Source organism: Brachyspira innocens ATCC 29796, assembly GCF_000384655.1.
Lineage (GTDB): Bacteria > Spirochaetota > Brachyspiria > Brachyspirales > Brachyspiraceae > Brachyspira > Brachyspira innocens.
The window spans coordinates 1-18,947 of record NZ_ARQI01000122.1 but is presented as its reverse complement, the minus strand read 5'-3'; the positions used below and the strand labels follow the sequence as shown (position 1 = coordinate 18,947).

General features: G+C 29.6%; 15 protein-coding genes and 1 pseudogene. 11 read left to right on the top strand and 5 right to left on the bottom strand.

Going from position 1 to position 18,947, the window contains the following annotated elements; translation table 11 throughout:
• Positions 1 to 114 precede the first annotated feature (114 nt).
• The 3 genes from F811_RS0111160 (at position 115) to F811_RS0111150 (ending at position 3,283) form a co-directional block, all read left to right on the top strand.
• Complete coding sequence (locus F811_RS0111160; protein WP_020005326.1) at positions 115 to 1,554, top strand: NAD(P)/FAD-dependent oxidoreductase; 1,440 nt, start codon at positions 115 to 117, stop codon at positions 1,552 to 1,554.
• A gap of 64 nt (positions 1,555 to 1,618) precedes the next feature.
• Positions 1,619 to 2,893 carry an NAD(P)/FAD-dependent oxidoreductase gene (locus F811_RS0111155; RefSeq protein WP_020005325.1) on the top strand — a complete coding sequence of 425 codons (1,275 nt, stop codon included), beginning with the start codon at positions 1,619 to 1,621 and terminating at the stop codon, positions 2,891 to 2,893.
• A gap of 30 nt (positions 2,894 to 2,923) precedes the next feature.
• Positions 2,924 to 3,283: a DUF1667 domain-containing protein gene (locus F811_RS0111150; protein ID WP_020005324.1), complete on the top strand. Its 360-nt coding sequence runs from the start codon at positions 2,924 to 2,926 to the stop codon at positions 3,281 to 3,283.
• 78 nt (positions 3,284 to 3,361) lie between these two features.
• Here F811_RS0111150 and F811_RS0111145 read toward each other — a convergent pair whose 3' ends face one another.
• Positions 3,362 to 4,552: an MFS transporter gene (locus F811_RS0111145; RefSeq protein ID WP_020005323.1), complete on the bottom strand. Its 1,191-nt coding sequence runs from the start codon at positions 4,550 to 4,552 to the stop codon at positions 3,362 to 3,364.
• A 44-nt stretch (positions 4,553 to 4,596) separates the two neighbouring features.
• A complete protein-coding gene (locus F811_RS0111140) occupies positions 4,597 to 5,796 on the bottom strand; it encodes an MFS transporter (RefSeq protein ID WP_020005322.1) in 1,200 nt (399 codons plus the stop codon).
• Positions 5,797 to 6,133: 337 nt separating this feature from the next.
• Here F811_RS0111140 and F811_RS0111135 point away from each other — a divergent pair, with 337 nt between their 5' ends.
• From F811_RS0111135 to F811_RS0111120, 4 genes are all read left to right on the top strand, one after another.
• Positions 6,134 to 7,114: an acetylxylan esterase gene (locus tag F811_RS0111135; protein ID WP_020005321.1), complete on the top strand. Its 981-nt coding sequence runs from the start codon at positions 6,134 to 6,136 to the stop codon at positions 7,112 to 7,114.
• Positions 7,115 to 7,483: 369 nt separating this feature from the next.
• Positions 7,484 to 8,524: a Holliday junction branch migration DNA helicase RuvB gene (gene ruvB, locus F811_RS0111130; RefSeq protein ID WP_020005320.1), complete on the top strand. Its 1,041-nt coding sequence runs from the start codon at positions 7,484 to 7,486 to the stop codon at positions 8,522 to 8,524.
• A 62-nt stretch (positions 8,525 to 8,586) separates the two neighbouring features.
• Complete coding sequence (locus F811_RS0111125) at positions 8,587 to 9,705, top strand: M23 family metallopeptidase (RefSeq protein ID WP_020005319.1); 1,119 nt, start codon at positions 8,587 to 8,589, stop codon at positions 9,703 to 9,705.
• A gap of 98 nt (positions 9,706 to 9,803) precedes the next feature.
• Positions 9,804 to 10,979, top strand: coding sequence for a dicarboxylate/amino acid:cation symporter (locus tag F811_RS0111120; RefSeq protein ID WP_020005318.1), 1,176 nt, complete (start codon positions 9,804 to 9,806; stop codon positions 10,977 to 10,979).
• 61 nt (positions 10,980 to 11,040) lie between these two features.
• On the opposite strand, the gene F811_RS0111115 is transcribed toward F811_RS0111120, so the two are convergent.
• On the bottom strand, positions 11,041 to 11,433 hold the full coding sequence (locus F811_RS0111115) for a hypothetical protein (RefSeq protein WP_020005317.1): 393 nt from the start codon (positions 11,431 to 11,433) through the stop codon (positions 11,041 to 11,043).
• A 345-nt stretch (positions 11,434 to 11,778) separates the two neighbouring features.
• On the opposite strand from F811_RS0111115, the gene F811_RS0111110 reads away from it, so the two are divergent.
• The gene (locus tag F811_RS0111110; protein WP_020005316.1) at positions 11,779 to 13,374 is read left to right on the top strand and encodes a flagellar hook-length control protein FliK; all 1,596 of its coding nucleotides are present in this window, start codon (positions 11,779 to 11,781) and stop codon (positions 13,372 to 13,374) included.
• Between the two features lie 57 nt (positions 13,375 to 13,431).
• On the top strand, positions 13,432 to 14,229 hold the full coding sequence (locus tag F811_RS0111105; protein ID WP_020005315.1) for a flagellar hook assembly protein FlgD: 798 nt from the start codon (positions 13,432 to 13,434) through the stop codon (positions 14,227 to 14,229).
• 100 nt (positions 14,230 to 14,329) lie between these two features.
• On the opposite strand, the pseudogene F811_RS17180 reads toward F811_RS0111105, so the two are convergent.
• Together F811_RS17180 and F811_RS0111095 are read right to left on the bottom strand one after the other, a co-directional pair.
• Positions 14,330 to 14,702: pseudogene (locus F811_RS17180) on the bottom strand (Rpn family recombination-promoting nuclease/putative transposase); the annotation flags it as partial.
• Positions 14,703 to 14,712: 10 nt separating this feature from the next.
• The gene (locus F811_RS0111095; protein WP_020005313.1) at positions 14,713 to 16,110 is read right to left on the bottom strand and encodes a DUF4132 domain-containing protein; all 1,398 of its coding nucleotides are present in this window, start codon (positions 16,108 to 16,110) and stop codon (positions 14,713 to 14,715) included.
• A 336-nt stretch (positions 16,111 to 16,446) separates the two neighbouring features.
• On the opposite strand from F811_RS0111095, the gene gap reads away from it, so the two are divergent.
• Together gap and F811_RS0111080 are read left to right on the top strand one after the other, a co-directional pair.
• Complete coding sequence (gene gap / locus F811_RS0111085) at positions 16,447 to 17,496, top strand: type I glyceraldehyde-3-phosphate dehydrogenase (RefSeq protein WP_020005311.1); 1,050 nt, start codon at positions 16,447 to 16,449, stop codon at positions 17,494 to 17,496.
• A 151-nt stretch (positions 17,497 to 17,647) separates the two neighbouring features.
• Positions 17,648 to 18,847, top strand: a complete 1,200-nt coding sequence (locus F811_RS0111080) for a phosphoglycerate kinase (protein ID WP_020005310.1) — start codon at positions 17,648 to 17,650, stop codon at positions 18,845 to 18,847.
• The last annotated feature ends 100 nt before the right edge of the window (positions 18,848 to 18,947 follow it).

Sequence of the window (18,947 nt, the reverse complement as noted above, 5' to 3'; positions counted from 1 at the left end):
GTCATTATCTTGCATATTAATATTCATCTGTAATAATTGAATATTAATATGCATTTAGTTCTTAATTATTTATTTCAATTAATAACATCTAATATAATTTACGAGGGATATATAATGTATGATATATTAATTATTGGTGCTGGTGTGTCTGGTACTTCTTCAGCACGCGAACTATCTAGGTATAAGGCTAGTATATGTGTTGTTGAAAGAGGCGAAGATGTTTGTTCAGGCACTTCAAAATCCAACAGTGGAATAGTGCATGCAGGTTTTGATGCGGCAAATGGTTCTCTTATGGCAAAGTTAAATGTTCTTGGCAATAAGATGATGAAAAAAATAGCCGAAGACCTTGATGTGCCTTTTAAACAGAATGGTTCACTTGTAGTATGTACTAATGAAGAGGATATTCCTAATCTTAAAGCTATATATGAAAGAGGAATAAAAAACGGAGTTGAAGGACTTCAAATATTAAACAGAGAAGAAGTTCATAAAAAAGAGCCTAATCTAAACGACAATGTATGTGCTGCTTTGTATGCTCCTACTGGAGGTATAGTTGATCCTTTTATATTAAATATTGCTTATGCTGAAAATGCTCATGCTAACGGAGTCGAATTTAAGTTCTATACTGAAGTTATAAATATCAAAAAACTTGATGACGGCACTTTTGAAGCTGAAACTAATAACGGACCTATAAAAGCTAAATATATTGTTAATGCTGCTGGAGTTTATGCTGATAAGTTTCATAATATGATGAGCCAAAACAAAATACATATTACTCCAAGAAGAGGAGACTATATATTGCTTGACAAAGAAGTTGATAATCTAGTAACTTCTACAATATTTGCACTTCCTACAAAATTGGGTAAAGGTATATTAGTTACTCCTACAGCTCATGGCAATATAATGCTTGGACCTACAGCTATTGATATAGAAGATAAAGAGGGATTAAATACCACAGCTGAAGGACTTGCTCAGATTATAGAAAAGTCAAAACTCACAGTAAAAAATATACCATATAATAAAGTTATAACTTCATTCTGCGGGCTTCGTCCTCATGAAGATAATCATGAGTTTATCATAAAAGAGCTTGAAGACTGCGAAGGATTTTTCGACTGTGCTGGTATAGAATCCCCTGGTCTTGTTTCTTCTCCTGCTATTGGTTTAATGGTGGCAGACATCGTAAGCAAAAAAGGAAACTTCGAGAAAAAAGAAAACTTTATAGAAAAAAGAAAGGGAATAACTCATTTTAATAAACTTTCTAATGAAGAGAAAAATAAACTCATAAAAGAAAATCCTTTATACGGACATATAATATGCAGATGTGAAAAGGTAACTGAGGGTGAGATTGTAGAAGCTATAAAAAGTCCTATAGGAGCCAAATCTCTTGACGGAGTAAAAAGAAGAGTACGTGCTGGTCTTGGAAGATGTCAGGGCGGTTTCTGTTCTCCTAAGATAATAGAGATATTAGCAAGAGAACTTAATGTTTCTCCTATAACTATTACTAAATGCGGCAAAGGCTCTGAAATAGTTGTCGGATATGATAAGGAAACTTTTTGATTTAGAGATTATTAGTATTTAATTAAAAACAATATAATCATTTGTTTTTATTTAAGGAGTAAAAATGCAGTCTTATGATGTTGTTGTTATAGGCGGAGGTCCTGCTGGGCTTGCTGCTGCTGTTTCTGCTAAAGAAAACGGCATAGATAATTTACTTATGTTGGAACGCGATGAGGTGCTTGGAGGCATACTCAATCAATGCATACATAATGGTTTTGGGCTTCATAGATTTGGTGAAGAGCTTACAGGTCCTGAATATGCTTACAGATTTATAGAAAAAGTTTATGATTTAAATATTAATTATAAACTCAATACTATGGTTTTGGATATTGTACTCAATAATGATAAAACTAAAAAAATTATTTATATAAATAAAGAAGAAGGTTTAGTTGAGATTAATGCCAAAGCTGTGATACTTGCTATGGGCTGCCGTGAGCGTTCAAGAGGGGCTTTGAATATACCTGGATTTAGACCTGCTGGAATATTTTCTGCTGGTGCTGCTCAGCATTTAGTAAATATAGAAGGATATATGCCTGGCAAGGAAGTTGTTATACTTGGTTCTGGGGATATTGGTCTTATTATGGCTAGGAGAATGACTTTTGAGGGAGCTAAAGTTAAAGTGGTTGCTGAGATACTTCCTTTTTCTGGAGGGCTTAAAAGAAATATAGTTCAGTGTTTGGACGATTTTAATATACCTCTTAAATTAAGTCATACTGTTATAGACATAAAAGGTAAGGACAGACTTGAAGGAGTTACAATAGCTAAAGTTGATGAGAATATGAAGCCTATAAAAGGCACTGAAGAATATTATTCATGCGATACTTTGCTTTTGTCTGTTGGGCTTATACCAGAAAATGAGCTTTCAAAAGAGATTGGTGTTGAGATTAACCCTATAACATCTGGTGCTATAGTTAATGAAAGTTTGGAGACTAATATTGACGGAGTATTCTCCTGCGGTAATGTTCTTCATGTTCATGACTTGGTAGATTTTGTTTCTGAAGAGGCTGAAACTGCTGGAAAAAGTGCTGCTGAGTATGTACTTAAAAACAAAAGAAGAGATAACACAAATTCTATATCTCTAAAAGGCTCTAATGGTGTGAGATATACTGTGCCTTCTATGATTAATGCTCATAATGTAGATGATCATGTTATGGTAAGATTTAGAGTAAGTGCTATATTCCAAAACAAATTCTTAAATGTATATTTTGACGGTGAGAGAGTAATACATAAAAAGCATTTGATATTTGCTCCCGGTGAAATGGAAAGTGTTAAATTAGATAAGGCTATGCTTTCAAAAGAAGGTCTTAAAAATATTGAGTTTAAGATAGAAGACAATTAATAATATTAAGTGTTATTCAAGGATTATTATATGGAAAAAAAAGAATTAACTTGTATATGCTGCCCTATGGGCTGTGCTTTGTCTGTGGAGATGGACGGAAATCAGGTTATGAGTGTAAGCGGTAATACCTGCAAAAGAGGAGACACTTATGCCAGAGATGAGGTTGTTCGTCCAGTGAGAATGGTTACTTCTATAGTAAAAATAAAAAATGGAAAATTAAAAATGCTTCCAGTAAAAACTAAAGAGCCTATAGATAAATCAAGAATTAATGAATGTTTAGAGGCTTTAAAAACTGTAGAAGTTCAGGCTCCTATTCATATTGGAGATGTTGTGCTTCATAATGCTGCTGGTGCGGACATAGTAGCTACTAGAAATATAGAAGCTATTTAATTTTTTTTATTTATTAATATAATACTCATTTTATTAATAAATGAGTATTATATTTTTTATTATAGTATTAATAAAATTTTATTTTTCATACTGTTCATCTGCTTCTTCTATAATTTTTTTAAACTTCTCTTTAAGAAGAGCAGTTCTTTTTTTCTGCCACATTATATATATAGCTATAGAGTAGCATATTAAAGATACTATCATCATAAATAAAAATGCTATGAAATATGAAAAGTTAGAAGCTAAATACCCAACAGCAAAAGGTATTATTAAAGCAGCTATTCCAGTAAGAGCCTCATTAACAGCTACATTTGCAGTAGAGTTTTCTTGGTCGGCCAAAGCATAGTAAAGCCCGAAGAAATATCCGAATCCGCTTACAAAACCTAAAAATACAAATGCTATTAAAAATATCCAAAAATTTTTAGTAATAAGTATTAATGTAAGTGCAGCAGGAGTTAATAATCCTACCACAGTAAATACTCTTTTTGTTTCTAAAGACCTTAAATAAAATGCAGAAAATAATGCCCCTATAGCCATAAAAGCCGATAAACTTCCTACAAGCATTGCAGCTTTAGATTCTGAAAGTCCAGCCTCTTTAATACCATAATCAAGAAACATAAATCTTAAAGTATGAAGTACAGCAGCACCTACAAATATTATAAGCCAGCCTATATATACCTTGTACCTTGGAGCTCTCATAAAAGGCTCTTCCCATTTATGATGATTGTCCTTCAAATGAAGATGCCTTGACATATAGAAAAAAGTAAATATTAAAATACTCATAGCTATAACAATAATAAAACCTATATTAGGATTGAGTTTATATATAAAACCAGTAACAATAGGTCCTACGGCAAGCCCCAAAGTCCAAGAGAATATAAAAAGCCCGCTGCTTATTCTTATAGGCAAATCTTTGGAAACAGAATCAAGTAAAGACTGAAAACATACAAAAAATGCTGTTACATTAGCTCCAAATAAAAATGAATATAAAAGCACCATCTCGTTTTTTAAATATATCAAACATAATACAGATATTATTATTTGAGAGCATGCTTCTGCGTACAATATTTGAGGATATATTCTCTTTGGTATTTTAAACTTTGAAAATATACTTGCACTTATCATCATACCAGTACCGTATGAAACACCTATTAATGATATAAAAAATGGTGTTGCCATTGCTTTGGAAGCATTGATAACCAAAACTGTACTGAATATACTTGAGCATAAGTAAATTAGAAAAGGCATTGAATAAACTAAAATAATCATTTTATTTAACCTCTGATTAATAATTGTTTTTTAAGCAGTGAATATTACTGCATATTTGATTGTTTTATTATTCTGTTTTCTATTTTTTCATCATTTAATTTTTCTTTATATGAAGATAGTCTTTTCTTATACATTATTACTATTGCTATAATGTAGCATATTAAAGATACTATCATCATAAATAAAAATCCCACAAAGTAGGAATAATGCGAAGCTAAATATCCTACACTAAAAGGTATAAATAAAGCCGCAACCCCTGTTAATGCTTCATTTACAGCAACATTTGAAGATGAGTTTTCCTGATCAGCCAAAGCATAGTAAAGCCCGAAGAAATATCCGAATCCGCTTACAAGTCCTAAAAACATAAACGCTATTATAAATACATAAAAATTTTTGCTTATTAAAATTAATGTTAAAGCTATAGGAGTGAGAAGACCTACTATTGTAAATACTCTTTTTTTCTCTAAAAATCTTAAATAAAAAGATCCTACTAAAGTACCAACAGCCATAAAAGCCGATAAACTTCCTACAAGCATTGCAGCTTTAGCCTCAGAAAGCCCAGCCTCTTTTATACCATAATCAAGAAACATAAATCTTAAAGTATGAAGTACCAAAGCGCCTACAAATATTATAAGCCAGCCTATATATACTTTATATCTTGGGGCTCTCATAAATGGTTCGTCGAATTTTTTTATTCTGTTTGCTTTAAATCTCAAGTGCCTAGATAGATAAAAGAAAATAAAAATAATAAAGCTCATAGCTATAACAATATAAAAACCTATTTTATAATTTATATCGTATATAAGTCCAGTAATAGAAGGTCCGACAGCAAAACCCAAAGACCAAGAAAATATAAATAATGCTCCGCTTAATCTTATAGGCATATCCTTTGAAACTATATCAAGCGATGACTGAAAACATACAAAAAATATTGTAGTACTGCATCCGTAGAGAAATGAATAAAAAACAGACATTTCCATAGGCATAAATATAAGGCATAAAGCAGATATTATCATCTGCATTACAGCTTCTATATATATTAAGTTGGTATAGTATTTTTTTGGTATTTTTATTTTAGAAAATATTCCAGCTGTAATCATCATACCCATACCGTAAGAGACTCCAAGCATAGATATAAAAAAAGGAGTAGCTCCCATCTTTGAGGCATTAATAACTAAAACAGTGCTGAATATACTTGAACACAAATAGATTAAAAACGGCATAGAATAAATTAAAATTATCATTTTTACACCCTAACAAATATTATTTTTTATCATAGTTTTTTAAAAGTAAAAAAAGGGACACTTTTTATAGCGTCCCTTTTGTGAAATAATATATATCTTTTAAAAAAAATTGATATAGCTATTTTTAATTTTTTTATTTTTTTGTAATATTTTATTTACTAATTCATATAAAAAATAATTTTTTGTTTAACATGTTTTTTATAATTGATTTTTCACAATTTAGTATAGTAAAAATATATAAAAAGGTATTTTACTATACTTAAAAGATAATTGAAAAAAAAAGAAATTATACTATACTAAAAATTAATTATTTAAAAATTAGGAAGGATTTTTAATTATGGCTTTTTTTGATTTAAGTTTGGAAGAACTTTATAAATATAAAGGTGTATCTGAAGAGCCTAAAGACTTTGATGAGTTTTGGGATAATACTTTAAAAGAAAACAATCATAGTACAGAGGCTAAATATACATTAATAGATACACATTTAAAATTATTTGATGTTTGGAGTGTAAGTTTTAATGGGTATTTAAAGCATAAAATAAACGGCTGGTATATAGCACCTAAATATGCTTCAGAAAACAATAAAAAGTTAACATGCATAATGTGCTATCCAGGATACGGCGGAGGAAGAGACTATCCTATTAAACATTTGCTTTTTCCTTCAGCAGGATACAGTGTATTTGTAATGGAGGTAAGAGGTCAGGGAGCAGAAGGCGGAAATGGTGCATTAACTCCAGACCCTATAGGTTCTACGCCTCATGCTGACGGCTTTCTTACTATGGGTATACTCGATAAAAAAGATTATTATTATAAAAGAGTATTTATTGATGCTGTTAAATCCGTAGAGGCTGCAAAAGAACATTCTTTGACTGGAAAAATAGCTATAAATGGTACAAGTCAGGGCGGCGGTATATCTCTTGCTCTTTTGGGTTTATCATCTCTTACTAAAGAAAAAATTGAAGCTGCTATGATAGATGTTCCTTTTTTATGCGACTATAAAAGAGCATGTACTATTACTGATACTTTGCCTTATAATGAAATAGCAAGATTTTGCAAAACAAACAGGATGCATGAAAAAACTGCTTTTAACACTTTATCATATTTTGACGGAGCTTTATTTGCTAAAAGATCTAAAGTTAAAGCATTATTTTCAGTTGGCCTTATGGATATTATATGCCCTCCTTCAACTGTATTTGCTGCGTATAATAATTATGCTGGAGATAAATCTATTAATGTTTATACATTTAATGGTCATGAGGGTGGAGATAATGAACAGAGCGAGAGAAAATTGGAGTTTTTAAGCTCTCTAAATCTTTAGTACTAATTTTTTTAGCATTAATAATTTTATTAAATTTATAAATCTATTAATATGCAGTTTATAACTGATTAATAAAATTATAAGCTGCATATTATTTTATAATTATATCAGTATTCTAATGATAATATTTATACTAGTTTTCTATAAATTTCCTGATATATCCATAAACAACTAAAAAATATATTTTTGTCAAACTTACAAATTTTCATTATATTAATCTGTTTAATTTTATTATAAATACTAATAATAAAATGGTGTAAATATTTTATAAGAATATTTTGAAAATCATAAATAAAATAAATTTGTTATTTAATAAGTTTTAGTATATAATATATGCTATATTTTTGTATTGTAAAATTATAAAAAGTTATGGATAAAGAAAGTATAGTTAATGCTGAAGAGACTTCTTATGATAAGGAAGATAATAATAACTCTATAAGACCCAAAGGTTTTGATGATTTTTTGGGACAGAATAATATAAAATCAAAATTAAAAGTTTTTATAAAGAGTGCTTTAAAAAGAGATGTTTCTTTGGATCATATATTATTTTACGGTCCGCCTGGGCTTGGAAAAACAACACTTGCACAAATAATAGCAAATGAGATGGGAAGCAGTATCAAAGCAACATCAGCCCCTATAATAGAACGCCCTGGTGATTTGGCTTCTATACTTACAACTTTGGGTGAGAAGGATATACTTTTTATAGATGAGATACACCGCCTTAGAACGGTTGTAGAAGAGGTGCTTTACTCTGCTATGGAGGATTTTTTTGTAGATATAAAGGTTGGAGAGGGTACAAGTGCCAAAAGTTTTAGGGTAAAACTTCCTCATTTTACTTTGATAGGTGCTACAACTAGAAGCGGCCTATTAAGTACGCCTCTTTATGACAGATTTGGAATAGTAGAGCGTCTTGAGTTTTATACTAATGAAGATTTGGCAAATATAGTAAAGAGAAGCTCCAAATTCTTGGATATAGATATAACGGATTCTGCGGCTCTTTCAATAGCTTCAAGGTCAAGGGGTACTCCTAGAATAGTTAATAGGCTTTTAAGGCGTGTTTTTGACTTTGCCACTGTACATGATGTTTTTAAAATAGATGAAGATTTTGCAAGTGATTCTTTAGAGAAATTGGGTATAGATAAAAACGGTTTTGAAGCACTTGACAAACTTTATTTAAATACTATTATTAAACACTATAACGGCGGACCTGTAGGAGTTGACACTCTTTCAGTTTCTTTATCCGAGCAGATAGAAACTATAGAGGACGTTATAGAGCCTTATTTGATACAGTCTGGCTTTATAAAAAGAACCCCTAAAGGGAGAGTGGCAACTAATAAGGCTTATTCGTATTTAAATATTTCATCAAGACTTGACGATAATTTAGATAAGGGATTATTTGATGACTTTTAAGGAGTAGTATTATTTTAATAACAGATGATAATATAACAAAAGAAAAAAAATCTAATGCTCAGTTGGATAAATACTATTTAGAAGAAACTTCAAAAGATGTAAAAACTCTTGCAAATAAGTTTGTCAGTAATTTTAAAACTACATCTAATGATTCTATAGACGATAAAACTTCCCGTTTTGATATAAGCTATAAAAAAAATACTAAATTAAAAATAAAAAGATATAAAGCACCTAGATCTAAAGTAAAGTTTAATAGAAGTAAAAAAATTTTTCAAAAAATATATAATTCTACATACGGTATAAGGCATTTCTTTTCTTCAATTATAGAAGCAGTAAAAAGAAAAGGTAATCATGAGAGAAGCATACTTATATTCTATGATGATGAGGAACATGCTGTAAGGCTTCCTATCAATAATTTTATGATAATCTTCTTACTTTTGGTATTTTCTTCATTAGTATATACAGGGTATGATGCCTATAATAAACAGAAAGAAGCTAGAGAGTTTTATAATACTCTTTCTGCAAGAGAGGCTAAAACTTATACCCTTATAGAAGATTATAAAAAGTCATTAACCAGATTTTCAAAGGCATTAGCCGACTATAATAATATTATGAGAACTATATCTTATGCAATAGATTATAATGATACAGCTACATTTAATAACAACAATAATATTAATTATACAGAATCTGCCAATATAAATAAAATGCTTGCTGAAGTGAATGCCTATCAGAAAAATATTTTGGCATTTATGGAAGTATCTCCTAAAATACATAAAGAAATACCATTAGGCTGGCCAGTTGCAGGAGGCGGACGTATTTCAAGCGGTTTTGGAGCCAGACTTTCTCCTTTTAATCAGGAGAAAAGCTATCACTATGGTGTAGATATAGCAGGTCCTTATGGAACTCCTATATTAGCAGTTGCTGATGGAACTGTTACTTTTTCAGGCTGGAGAAACGGCTACGGCTGGTTTGTACTTATTACGCATGCTAATGGATTTCAGACGGCTTACGGACACAATTCCAAATTGTTAGTAGATTACGGCGAGAAAGTTAAACGCGGTCAGAAAATAGCCCTAATAGGAAATACTGGACGTACTACTGGTATACACTGCCATTTTGAGGTTAGAGTAGGGGGAGATCATAAAAACCCTATGCCTTATTTGAGTGCCAGATTCTAATTTCTGTAAAATTAATAAAATTATCACTATATCTTTGCAAAGCTCTTTCAAATTGCATATACTATATATTATAAAATAAATTCAAGGACAAATATTTTATGGAAGAGTTAGAACAAAAATCAAAAAAAGATTATCTTTTAATTAAACTGTTTATAGGTATAGTAATTGGTATTATAATAGGTACATATTCTAATGCTCCTGTTATTAATGTTATACAGTCTATTAAGTATGTGCTTAATCAGGTAATATCATTTATGGTTCCTTTGATAGTATTAGGTTTTATTGCTCCTGCTATTACTAGAATGGGAAGTGAGGCCAATAAAATGCTTGGTGTCATGCTTGCTCTTGCCTATACTTCATCAGTAGGTGCTGCTTTATTTTCTACTATAGCTGGATATATTATCATTCCTAATTTGAATATACCTTCAAATGTTGAGGGATTAAGAGAATTGCCTGAAATAATATTTAAATTAGACATTAATCCAGTATTTCCAGTAATCACAGCATTGTTTTTGGCTATATGCGGAGGTGTTGCTGTTGTAAAGACTAAGTCAAAATATTTTGAGAACCTATTAGATGAACTTAATAATATAATGTTATTTTTGGTAAATAAAGTTGTAGTTCCTATACTACCATTTTATATAGGAACTACTTTTGCTACTTTAGCATATGAAGGAACTATTATAAAAAGCGTGCCTGTATTTTTGATAGTAATATTGATAGCTATAGTAGGACATTTTATATGGCTTACTATATTATATTCTATAGCTGGAATAATATCCAAAAAAAATCCTGCAAGAGTATTCAAGCATTACGGACCTGCATATCTTACAGCAGTAGGTACAATGTCATCAGCTGCTACTTTGCCAGTGGCATTAAAATGTGCAAATAAATCTGATGCTTTAGATAAAGACATAGTAAACTTTGCTATACCTATGGGTTCAACTATACATTTATGCGGTTCTGTACTTACAGAAACTTTCTTTGTTATGACTATATCAAAAATATTATACGGACATTTGCCTGCTGTAGGAACTATGATATTATTTGTAGTACTTCTTGGTATATTTGCCGTAGGTGCTCCTGGTGTACCTGGTGGAACTGTTGTTGCTTCTTTGGGTATAATTATTTCTGTTTTGGGCTTTAATAATGACGGAACAGCTTTGATACTTGCTGTATTTGCTTTGCAGGACAGTTTCGGTACAGCATGCAATGTAACAGGAGACGGAGCTTTGGCTTTAATGCTTCAGGGAATATTTAAAAAGAATGAATAAATAAAAAATTAAAATATAATCCCTGTCATTTTATATAATGTCAGGGATTTTTTATTTATTATTATCCAATTTTTGAGAGTTTACCTTCACTTACAGTATTATCTGTATTTTCTATTTTTAATGTCATATATGTATTATTAAAAATAAAAGTGTAATTATTACCGTCTTTAGATGTATTATATGAAGTATCATCTGTTTTTGTTAATTCTTCTTTTGATATTGTAAGTCTTTTATCATATATATTTCCGCCTTCAATAGTAATTTCTATTGAGCTGTCTTCATTAACTATTAATGTGCATTTATTGGTAGTAAGCTGTCTTACATTTGCTTCAGTATTCATAGTTCCTTCATATCTTCCTGCATATTTATTTAATTTTACTATAGAATCGTTATTAAAACAACTTAATATAAAGATAGCAATAAAAGATGATAAAATTATAATTTTCTTTTTCATAAACGCTTTCCCAATTTAAAATATGATATATCATACATCTAATTCAGTTTATTATCAATTAGTTTTATTATAGAATAAAAAATATACAATACTTAGTTATGAAAAAAAGTTGATATTTAATAATAATAAGCAATACTATTATGGAAGGTGCCAGAACTAATATATCATAGTTGATAAATTATATTTGTTTAGGCATATTATATAGAATAATATCAGAAAGTATCAAAAAGAGCCTCTTATATTATTATAATTTTTTATAAACATAATGTATATTTTTGTAAAGTAAATTTTTATACTTCCGAATATTAACATAATAGTAATAAACTAATAATTAGGAAGTAAATTATGATAAACGGATTAGGAAATTTATTATCTTTTGTTGATACTAATGTTTCATCTAACAATAATACATACAGTTTGAACAATTACAGCTATGATGATTCTTTTGCTAATATGCTTAATAAAACACAAACTGAAGATATTTATTCAGCTCCTTCAAGTGTTTCAAATAAGATGGTAGAAAGAAATAATACTGAAGATTATAAAAATTATAATGATTATGAAGAATATAATGATTATAATAATTATGACAGTGATAATGCTGCAAACTCTTCAGCAGATGAGAAAATATCGTCTAAAGAAAATAATTCTGAAAACAATACAAATAAAATTTCAGAAAATGCTGGTAATGAAGAAAATAAAGTTTCTGACAATACAGAAGATAAAACTGTAAAAGAAAACAAAGATGAAATAAAAGCTGATAATAATGCTCAGGAAAAAACTGATAAAACTAATTCTGAAAACATATCCGTAAAAGAAAAATTAGCAATAACAAAAGAAAAAGCTAAACTAATAATCCAAAATGCTTCCAATAATAATAATGATGAAAAAAAAGTTTTAGTAAACAGTAAAGAAAATGCTGACAAGGAAGCTGCTGTCTCTAAAACTGATAAATCAGATAAAAAAGAAAATGCTAAAAATACTCAGGATATAGAGAGTATAAAAAAACAAATAGAAGCATTAAATTTAGAAGATTTAGATGAAGAAGATAAAAAAGAATTAGAAGATTTAATAGCATCATTAGAAAGTATTAAAGCTATGATAGATAGCAGTGATAATGAAGAAGACAAAAAAGAAGTATTGACTGATGATATTAAAGAAAAAATTGAAGTAAAAGAATCTGATAAAGAAATAAAAATTGCTTCAAATAAAGATAATGATAAAAAAATAGAAAATATTAATACAGAAGAGACTGCTATAGATTTTGACAGCAGTATTTCAGATATTAATATTGCTAATAATGCAGACAATGTAGAAAGCAAATATGCAGATAAAAAAGATAATTCTGAAGTAAAAAATAATAACAGCACTGTAAACAATACTATTTCAGATGATAAAGGTGCAGAACTCACAATAATAAATATGAAAGATTCTGCAGAAGGTACTAATTTAAAAGGATACAATCATTACAATAATAATGTATCAAAAACACATAATAGTACCAACCTTACAGACAGCATGATAAAATTCCAAGACTTAATGGGCAAACTTGTAGAAAAAGCTCAGGTTGCTGTTAATAATGGAAAAAGTGAAGTATTAATGAGTCTTAATCCAGAATATTTAGGAAAAGTAAGATTAAAAATAAGTATGGACGGAGACAATTTAATAGGAAAAATATTTGTTGATAATGCTGATGTTAAAGATATATTTACTAAAAATTTGGACACTGTTATAACTTCATTAAATGAGATAGGAATTAATATAGAAGGTTTTGATGTAATGTTAAGACAGGATATGCCTAATAATGATGGGGGTTTTGGTGAGGAATTAGATAATATTGGAAACAGATTTGCTTCTGAAAATATTGATAATGTAGAGGAAGTAAAAGCCGATATAAAAGCATATATAGTTCCAGAAAGAAAATTGAATTTGCTTATATAAGTATTATTCAAAAAAATAGGGTAGTTTTTAGATATAATTTTTTAAGGAGATGAATAGATGATATCAGCAGACGCATTAAAAATGTCAGAGAGAGAAATAAAAATCTTAAAACAAGAGGTAGGAGCTTATAACTTACAGAATAATTTCCAAAGAGATCCTACTCAAAACTCTTTGGGTAAAGATGCATTTTTAAAACTCCTTACAGTACAAATGAGCCATCAGGACCCTCTTTCTCCTATGGACAACAGAGATATGATAGCTCAGTTAGCACAATTCTCATCTGTTGAACAAATGACTGAGGTTAATAAAAATCTTGACTCTATGAAAACATTTTATTCAAGCCAAACAGGATATTCTATGCTTGGAAAGAGCGTTGAAGTTATGGACGAGGCTGGAAATAGATTTTTGGGACCAGTTGAAATGGTTATGGAAAATGACACTGGAGTGGCGCTTGCTGTAAGAACAGAAAGCGGACTTATTACTGTACGTCCAGAAGATGTTATGATAGTACATTCAAGCGGCAATTTAATGGCTTCTGAAGCTGCTGCTGTTTCACAAGTGAGAGAAGCTCAAAGCGAAGATGAAGCTACAAAAGTATTTCAATCTTCTTTAGCTGATAAAGCCCAAATTATTACAAGACCTTCTGCTGATGATGATGGAAATGGCAGTGTAAATAATGAATTTGGAGATTTGAGAGCTGCAAGTGAATCTCAAATAAATACAGCTACACAAAGTGAAGTTTCTAAAACAGATAATGCTAACTTAAATAAAACAGAGAAAACTGCTGGTATGATGAAAGCAGAAGAAGCATTGATGAATGCTAAAGAAAGCGGAAATAAAGCAATCAAAAAATAATTGAATACTTTAAAAATAGAAATATAATTGTTGATAAAATAATAAGTCCCTATTATAGGGATTTATTATTTTTAAATTAAAAGTATACATATACTCGAATTTATAATTTTAATACTTCTTCTACACTAAGCCCAGTATTATCACTGATAATTTTTATATCTATACCAGCATTTTTTAAACTTCTAGCTATAGCAATCTGCTCTTCTCTTCTACCCTCTTGTATACCTTTTTCTATACCTCTTTCCATTCCTTCTTGCAAACCTTCTTTTCTACCTTCCTGTAAACCTTCTTCACGCTCTCTTCTTAACATTAATGTTTGACCATATAAAAAAGCTCGTATTATAAACCTTTATTTCATCTTCACTAGATATAAAACGCTCATATTTATTAATTACTTTAGGCATGATATTATTTACCTCCTTTAATTTATCTTTAACCTTATCAAATAATTTATCTTTAACCTTATCAAAATCTTTAGCATTTTTATTTAATACTCTCTGAAAGCATTAAATAAGCACCGTATTCAAATCTTTCATCAGTATTTTTAAATTTTATTTTTATATCAGTTTCATCACTGTTTGAAGAGCCATAATAAACATTTGAAGGCTCAATTATAATATAAGCATCTTTATATGTATCATAAATAAAATAACTATAAATAAATCCGCCATCACCGTCATTTTTCTCCATACTAAACTTTGAAACTAAAGATTTCATAGCCCCAACAGTTATAGTTTTAGGTATTTTTGCTATAAGATCATCTTTATTTTCTAAAGATAATTGAGTAAAAGGCTGAATTATATCATAATCTGCAAGCTGATTTTTCCATTTTTCTATTAAACTTTTTTCTATTTCTATGGGGCTTATCAAAGTTATAAAAACATCTCCTTCTATAGTTATCTCCTCATCATAGGCATTATTAAAAGAACCGTCTTCCATATACCTGAAGGTGTTTAGAAGTTTATTGTTATTATCATAAATGCCCCAAATAAGTTTTACAGCAAATACTTTCATAATAGGATTTTCAAAAAATATCTCTTTCCATTCATTTAATGCCCATTTCCTACCGTCCATAAAAACTAACTGCAAACGTTCTGTCTGAAGTTTTAATACTTTGTTTATTTCGCTTTTTAATTTTGATAATTCCTTTTTTGGTACTTCTGGAAAATCTTTAGGCAGAGTTTTGTACTCTTTATTTTTTATTTCATCGAATATTGATATAGTAAAATCATAATTTAAAGTTACTTTGAATCTTTTACCTTCACTTTCTATAATTCTAATTCCGTTTTTATCAAAATCAAAATCTGGTATAATTTTATCAGCAAAAGCCTCTTTACCTATACCCAATTTTTTTGTAATATAGTCTAATATATTAGAACAAGTATTTCTCACACTAGCTTGTTTAAACTTTCTTGAAGCCTCATAAACTAAACCTAAACCTCTTTTACTTCCGCTTAAAGCTATTGCCTCCAAAATAAAGCATGCCATTTTAAATCTGCTGCTTGCAATATCTTTAGCCCTTTGATAAAGTTTGTCAAGCTGAATATTATTAGCGAATATACAGTATGGATAAAGTATGCCTTTAGTTTTATTATCTTCTTTCCAAGCATTATACACATTTTCAAAAGCCTCTCTTAAACTTTCAGTGTCCAAAGAAAAACATATCAAGTCTGGATTTCTTAATCTGTAAGGCTCTTTTATGTCTATATATTCTCCTAATATATATCTTATTACCTTACTTGAAACATACGATTTTTTATCTTTAGTGAGTACATTTGATATAATAGAATCATCTGCAAATGAAGTAAGTTTATCAAATTTCTTATTATAATTTTTATCTGTTATGCTGTTAATTTCATCTAATGAAAGTATATTATTCATAATGATAAAGCCTTTTTATTTAAACAAATTATATTAATTTAAATAAAAAATCAATATAATCAAAATAAATTAAGTAATATATCTTGATTAGGATATGAAAGCACATTATTTTTGTGTTATGGTAAAAATAGCTTATCTTAAATTACAGTATGCTTTGTTCTTTGCATATAAGCCATGTAAAATTGAAAAATATAATATACACAAACTTAAAAATTTTCAGTATATATGCAATAATAATGAATAAAATCTTGACTTAATCTTTTATTTATGGTAGCATAATAGACATATTTTATATGTTCGCATTATAGAATATTATTTTAATTTAGGAGTATATTTATGGCTGTAAAAGTAGCAATAAATGGTTTCGGACGTATCGGACGTCTAGTTTTTCAGGCATTGGTAGAACGCGGTTTATTAGGCAAAGAAATTGATGTAGTTGGTGTTGTAGATGTAAGCACTGATGCTCAATACTTCGCTTATCAATTAAAATATGACTCAGTTCATGGTAAAATGAAAGCAGATATTAGCCATGAAGGTGAAGATGTATTGGTAGTTAATGGCAACAAAATAAAATGTATTAAAGCAGCTCCATTAAATCAATTGGAACAGCTTCCTTGGAAAGATTTGGGTGTTGAATTCGTTATAGAATCTACTGGTCTTTATACAGAAAAAGAAAAAGCAGAAGGACACATTAAAGCAGGTGCTAAAAAAGTTATTATTTCTGCTCCTGGTAAAGGTGATTTAAGAACTTTTGTTTATGGTGTAAACCATGAAGAATATGATCCTGCTAATCATCATGTAGTATCTAATGCTTCTTGTACTACTAACTGTTTAGCTCCATTAGTACATGTACTTCTTAAAGAAGGTATCGGTATAGAAACAGGTCTTATGACTACTATACACTCTTATACTGCTACTCAAAAAACAGTAGACGGTCCTTCTAAAAAAGACTGGAGAGGCGGACGTGCTGCTGCTGTAAACACTATACCTTCTACTACTGGTGCTGCTAAAGCTGTTGGTGAAGTTTTACCTTCTACTAAAGGTAAATTAACTGGTATGAGTTTCAGAGTTGCTACTCCAGATGTATCTGTTGTAGACTTAACTTTCAGAAGTGAAAAAGAAACTTCTATTAAAGAAATCGATGCTTTAATGAAAAAAGCTTCTGAAACTTATATGAAAGGTGTTTTAGGTTATTGTAATGAAGAATTAGTATCAAGCGACTTCATACATGATAATAGAAGTTCTATTTATGACTCTTTAGCTACTACTCAAAATAACTTAAAAGATGAAAAAAGATTCTTCAAAATCGTTTCTTGGTATGATAATGAATGGGGTTATTCTAACAGAGTAGTTGATTTATTATTATATATGTATAACAAAAAATAATTATATAAGTTATAATAATTAATTTATTAGGCTATAAGGAGGGTGTTATATTTAATTATAGCACCCTTTAAATTTTTATAAATATATAACACTAAATATTTTTTGTACTTGTTATATATTTATAAGCAATAATAATATAAGGATTAAAAAAATGAAAAAAACAGTAAAAGATATTGATATTAAAGGTAAAAAAGTAATAATGAGAGTGGACTTTAATGTACCTCTTGATAAAGAAACTAGTTCAAAAATTACAGATACTACAAGAGTAGATGCTGCTATGCCTACTATAGAATATATACTTTCTCAAGGTGCATGCCTTATACTTATGAGCCATTTAGGAAGACCTAAAGGTGAACCTAATCCTAAATATTCTCTTAAACCTGTTTATGATTATTTGAAAACTAAACTTCCTAATAATAAAGTGGAATTTGCTAAAGACTGTATAGGAGATGAAGTTAAAAAACAGGCTTCTGAACTTAAAGCAGGAGATGTACTTTTACTTGAAAACTTAAGATACCATGCAGAAGAAGAGAAAAATGATCCAGCATTCTCAAAACAATTAGCTGATTTGGCTGATGTTTATGTTAATGATGCTTTTGGTACAGCTCACAGAGCTCATGCTTCTACAGCTGGAATAGTATCTGCTAAAGCTGGTATGCCTGCTGTTGCTGGTTTCTTAATGGAAAAAGAAATTAAATATTTGGGTGATGCTGTTGCTAATCCTGCTCGTCCATTTGTAGCTATAATAGGCGGAGCTAAAGTTTCTTCAAAAATTTCTGTACTTAAAAACTTACTTAACAAAGTTGATACTTTAATAGTTGTAGGCGGTATGGCTTATACTTTCCTTAAAGCTAAAGGATTAGAAATAGGTGCTTCTTTATGCGAAGATGATTATATTGCCACTGCTAAAGAAATTATGGAAAAGGCAAAAGAATTGAACAAAACTTTATACTTGCCTGTTGATAATGTTATAGCTGATAAATTTGATAATGATGCTAATATAAAAACAGTAGATTCTAATGCTATACCTGCTGGTTGGATGGGTATGGACGTTGGACCTAAAACTTTGAAAGAACTTGAAGACATACTTAAAAATGCTAAAACAGTTGTTTGGAACGGACCATTAGGTGTATTTGAGATGTCTAATTTTGCTAAAGGTACATTTGAAGTAGCTAAATTTATAGCTAATTCTAACTGTGTAAGCATTATTGGAGGAGGGGATAGTGTATCTGCTGTTAATAAATCAGGTGTTGCTGATAAGATGACACATGTATCTACAGGCGGCGGAGCTTCTTTAGAGTTCCTAGAAGGAATAGAACTTCCAGGTATCGCAGTATTACAGGATAAATAATATTGTATATAGTTAGATTTCAATAAATCAAAATAGTGAGCCCGTAGTAACTTTAGTTGCTACGGGTTTTTTAGCGAACTATTTTGATTTTATGATATAA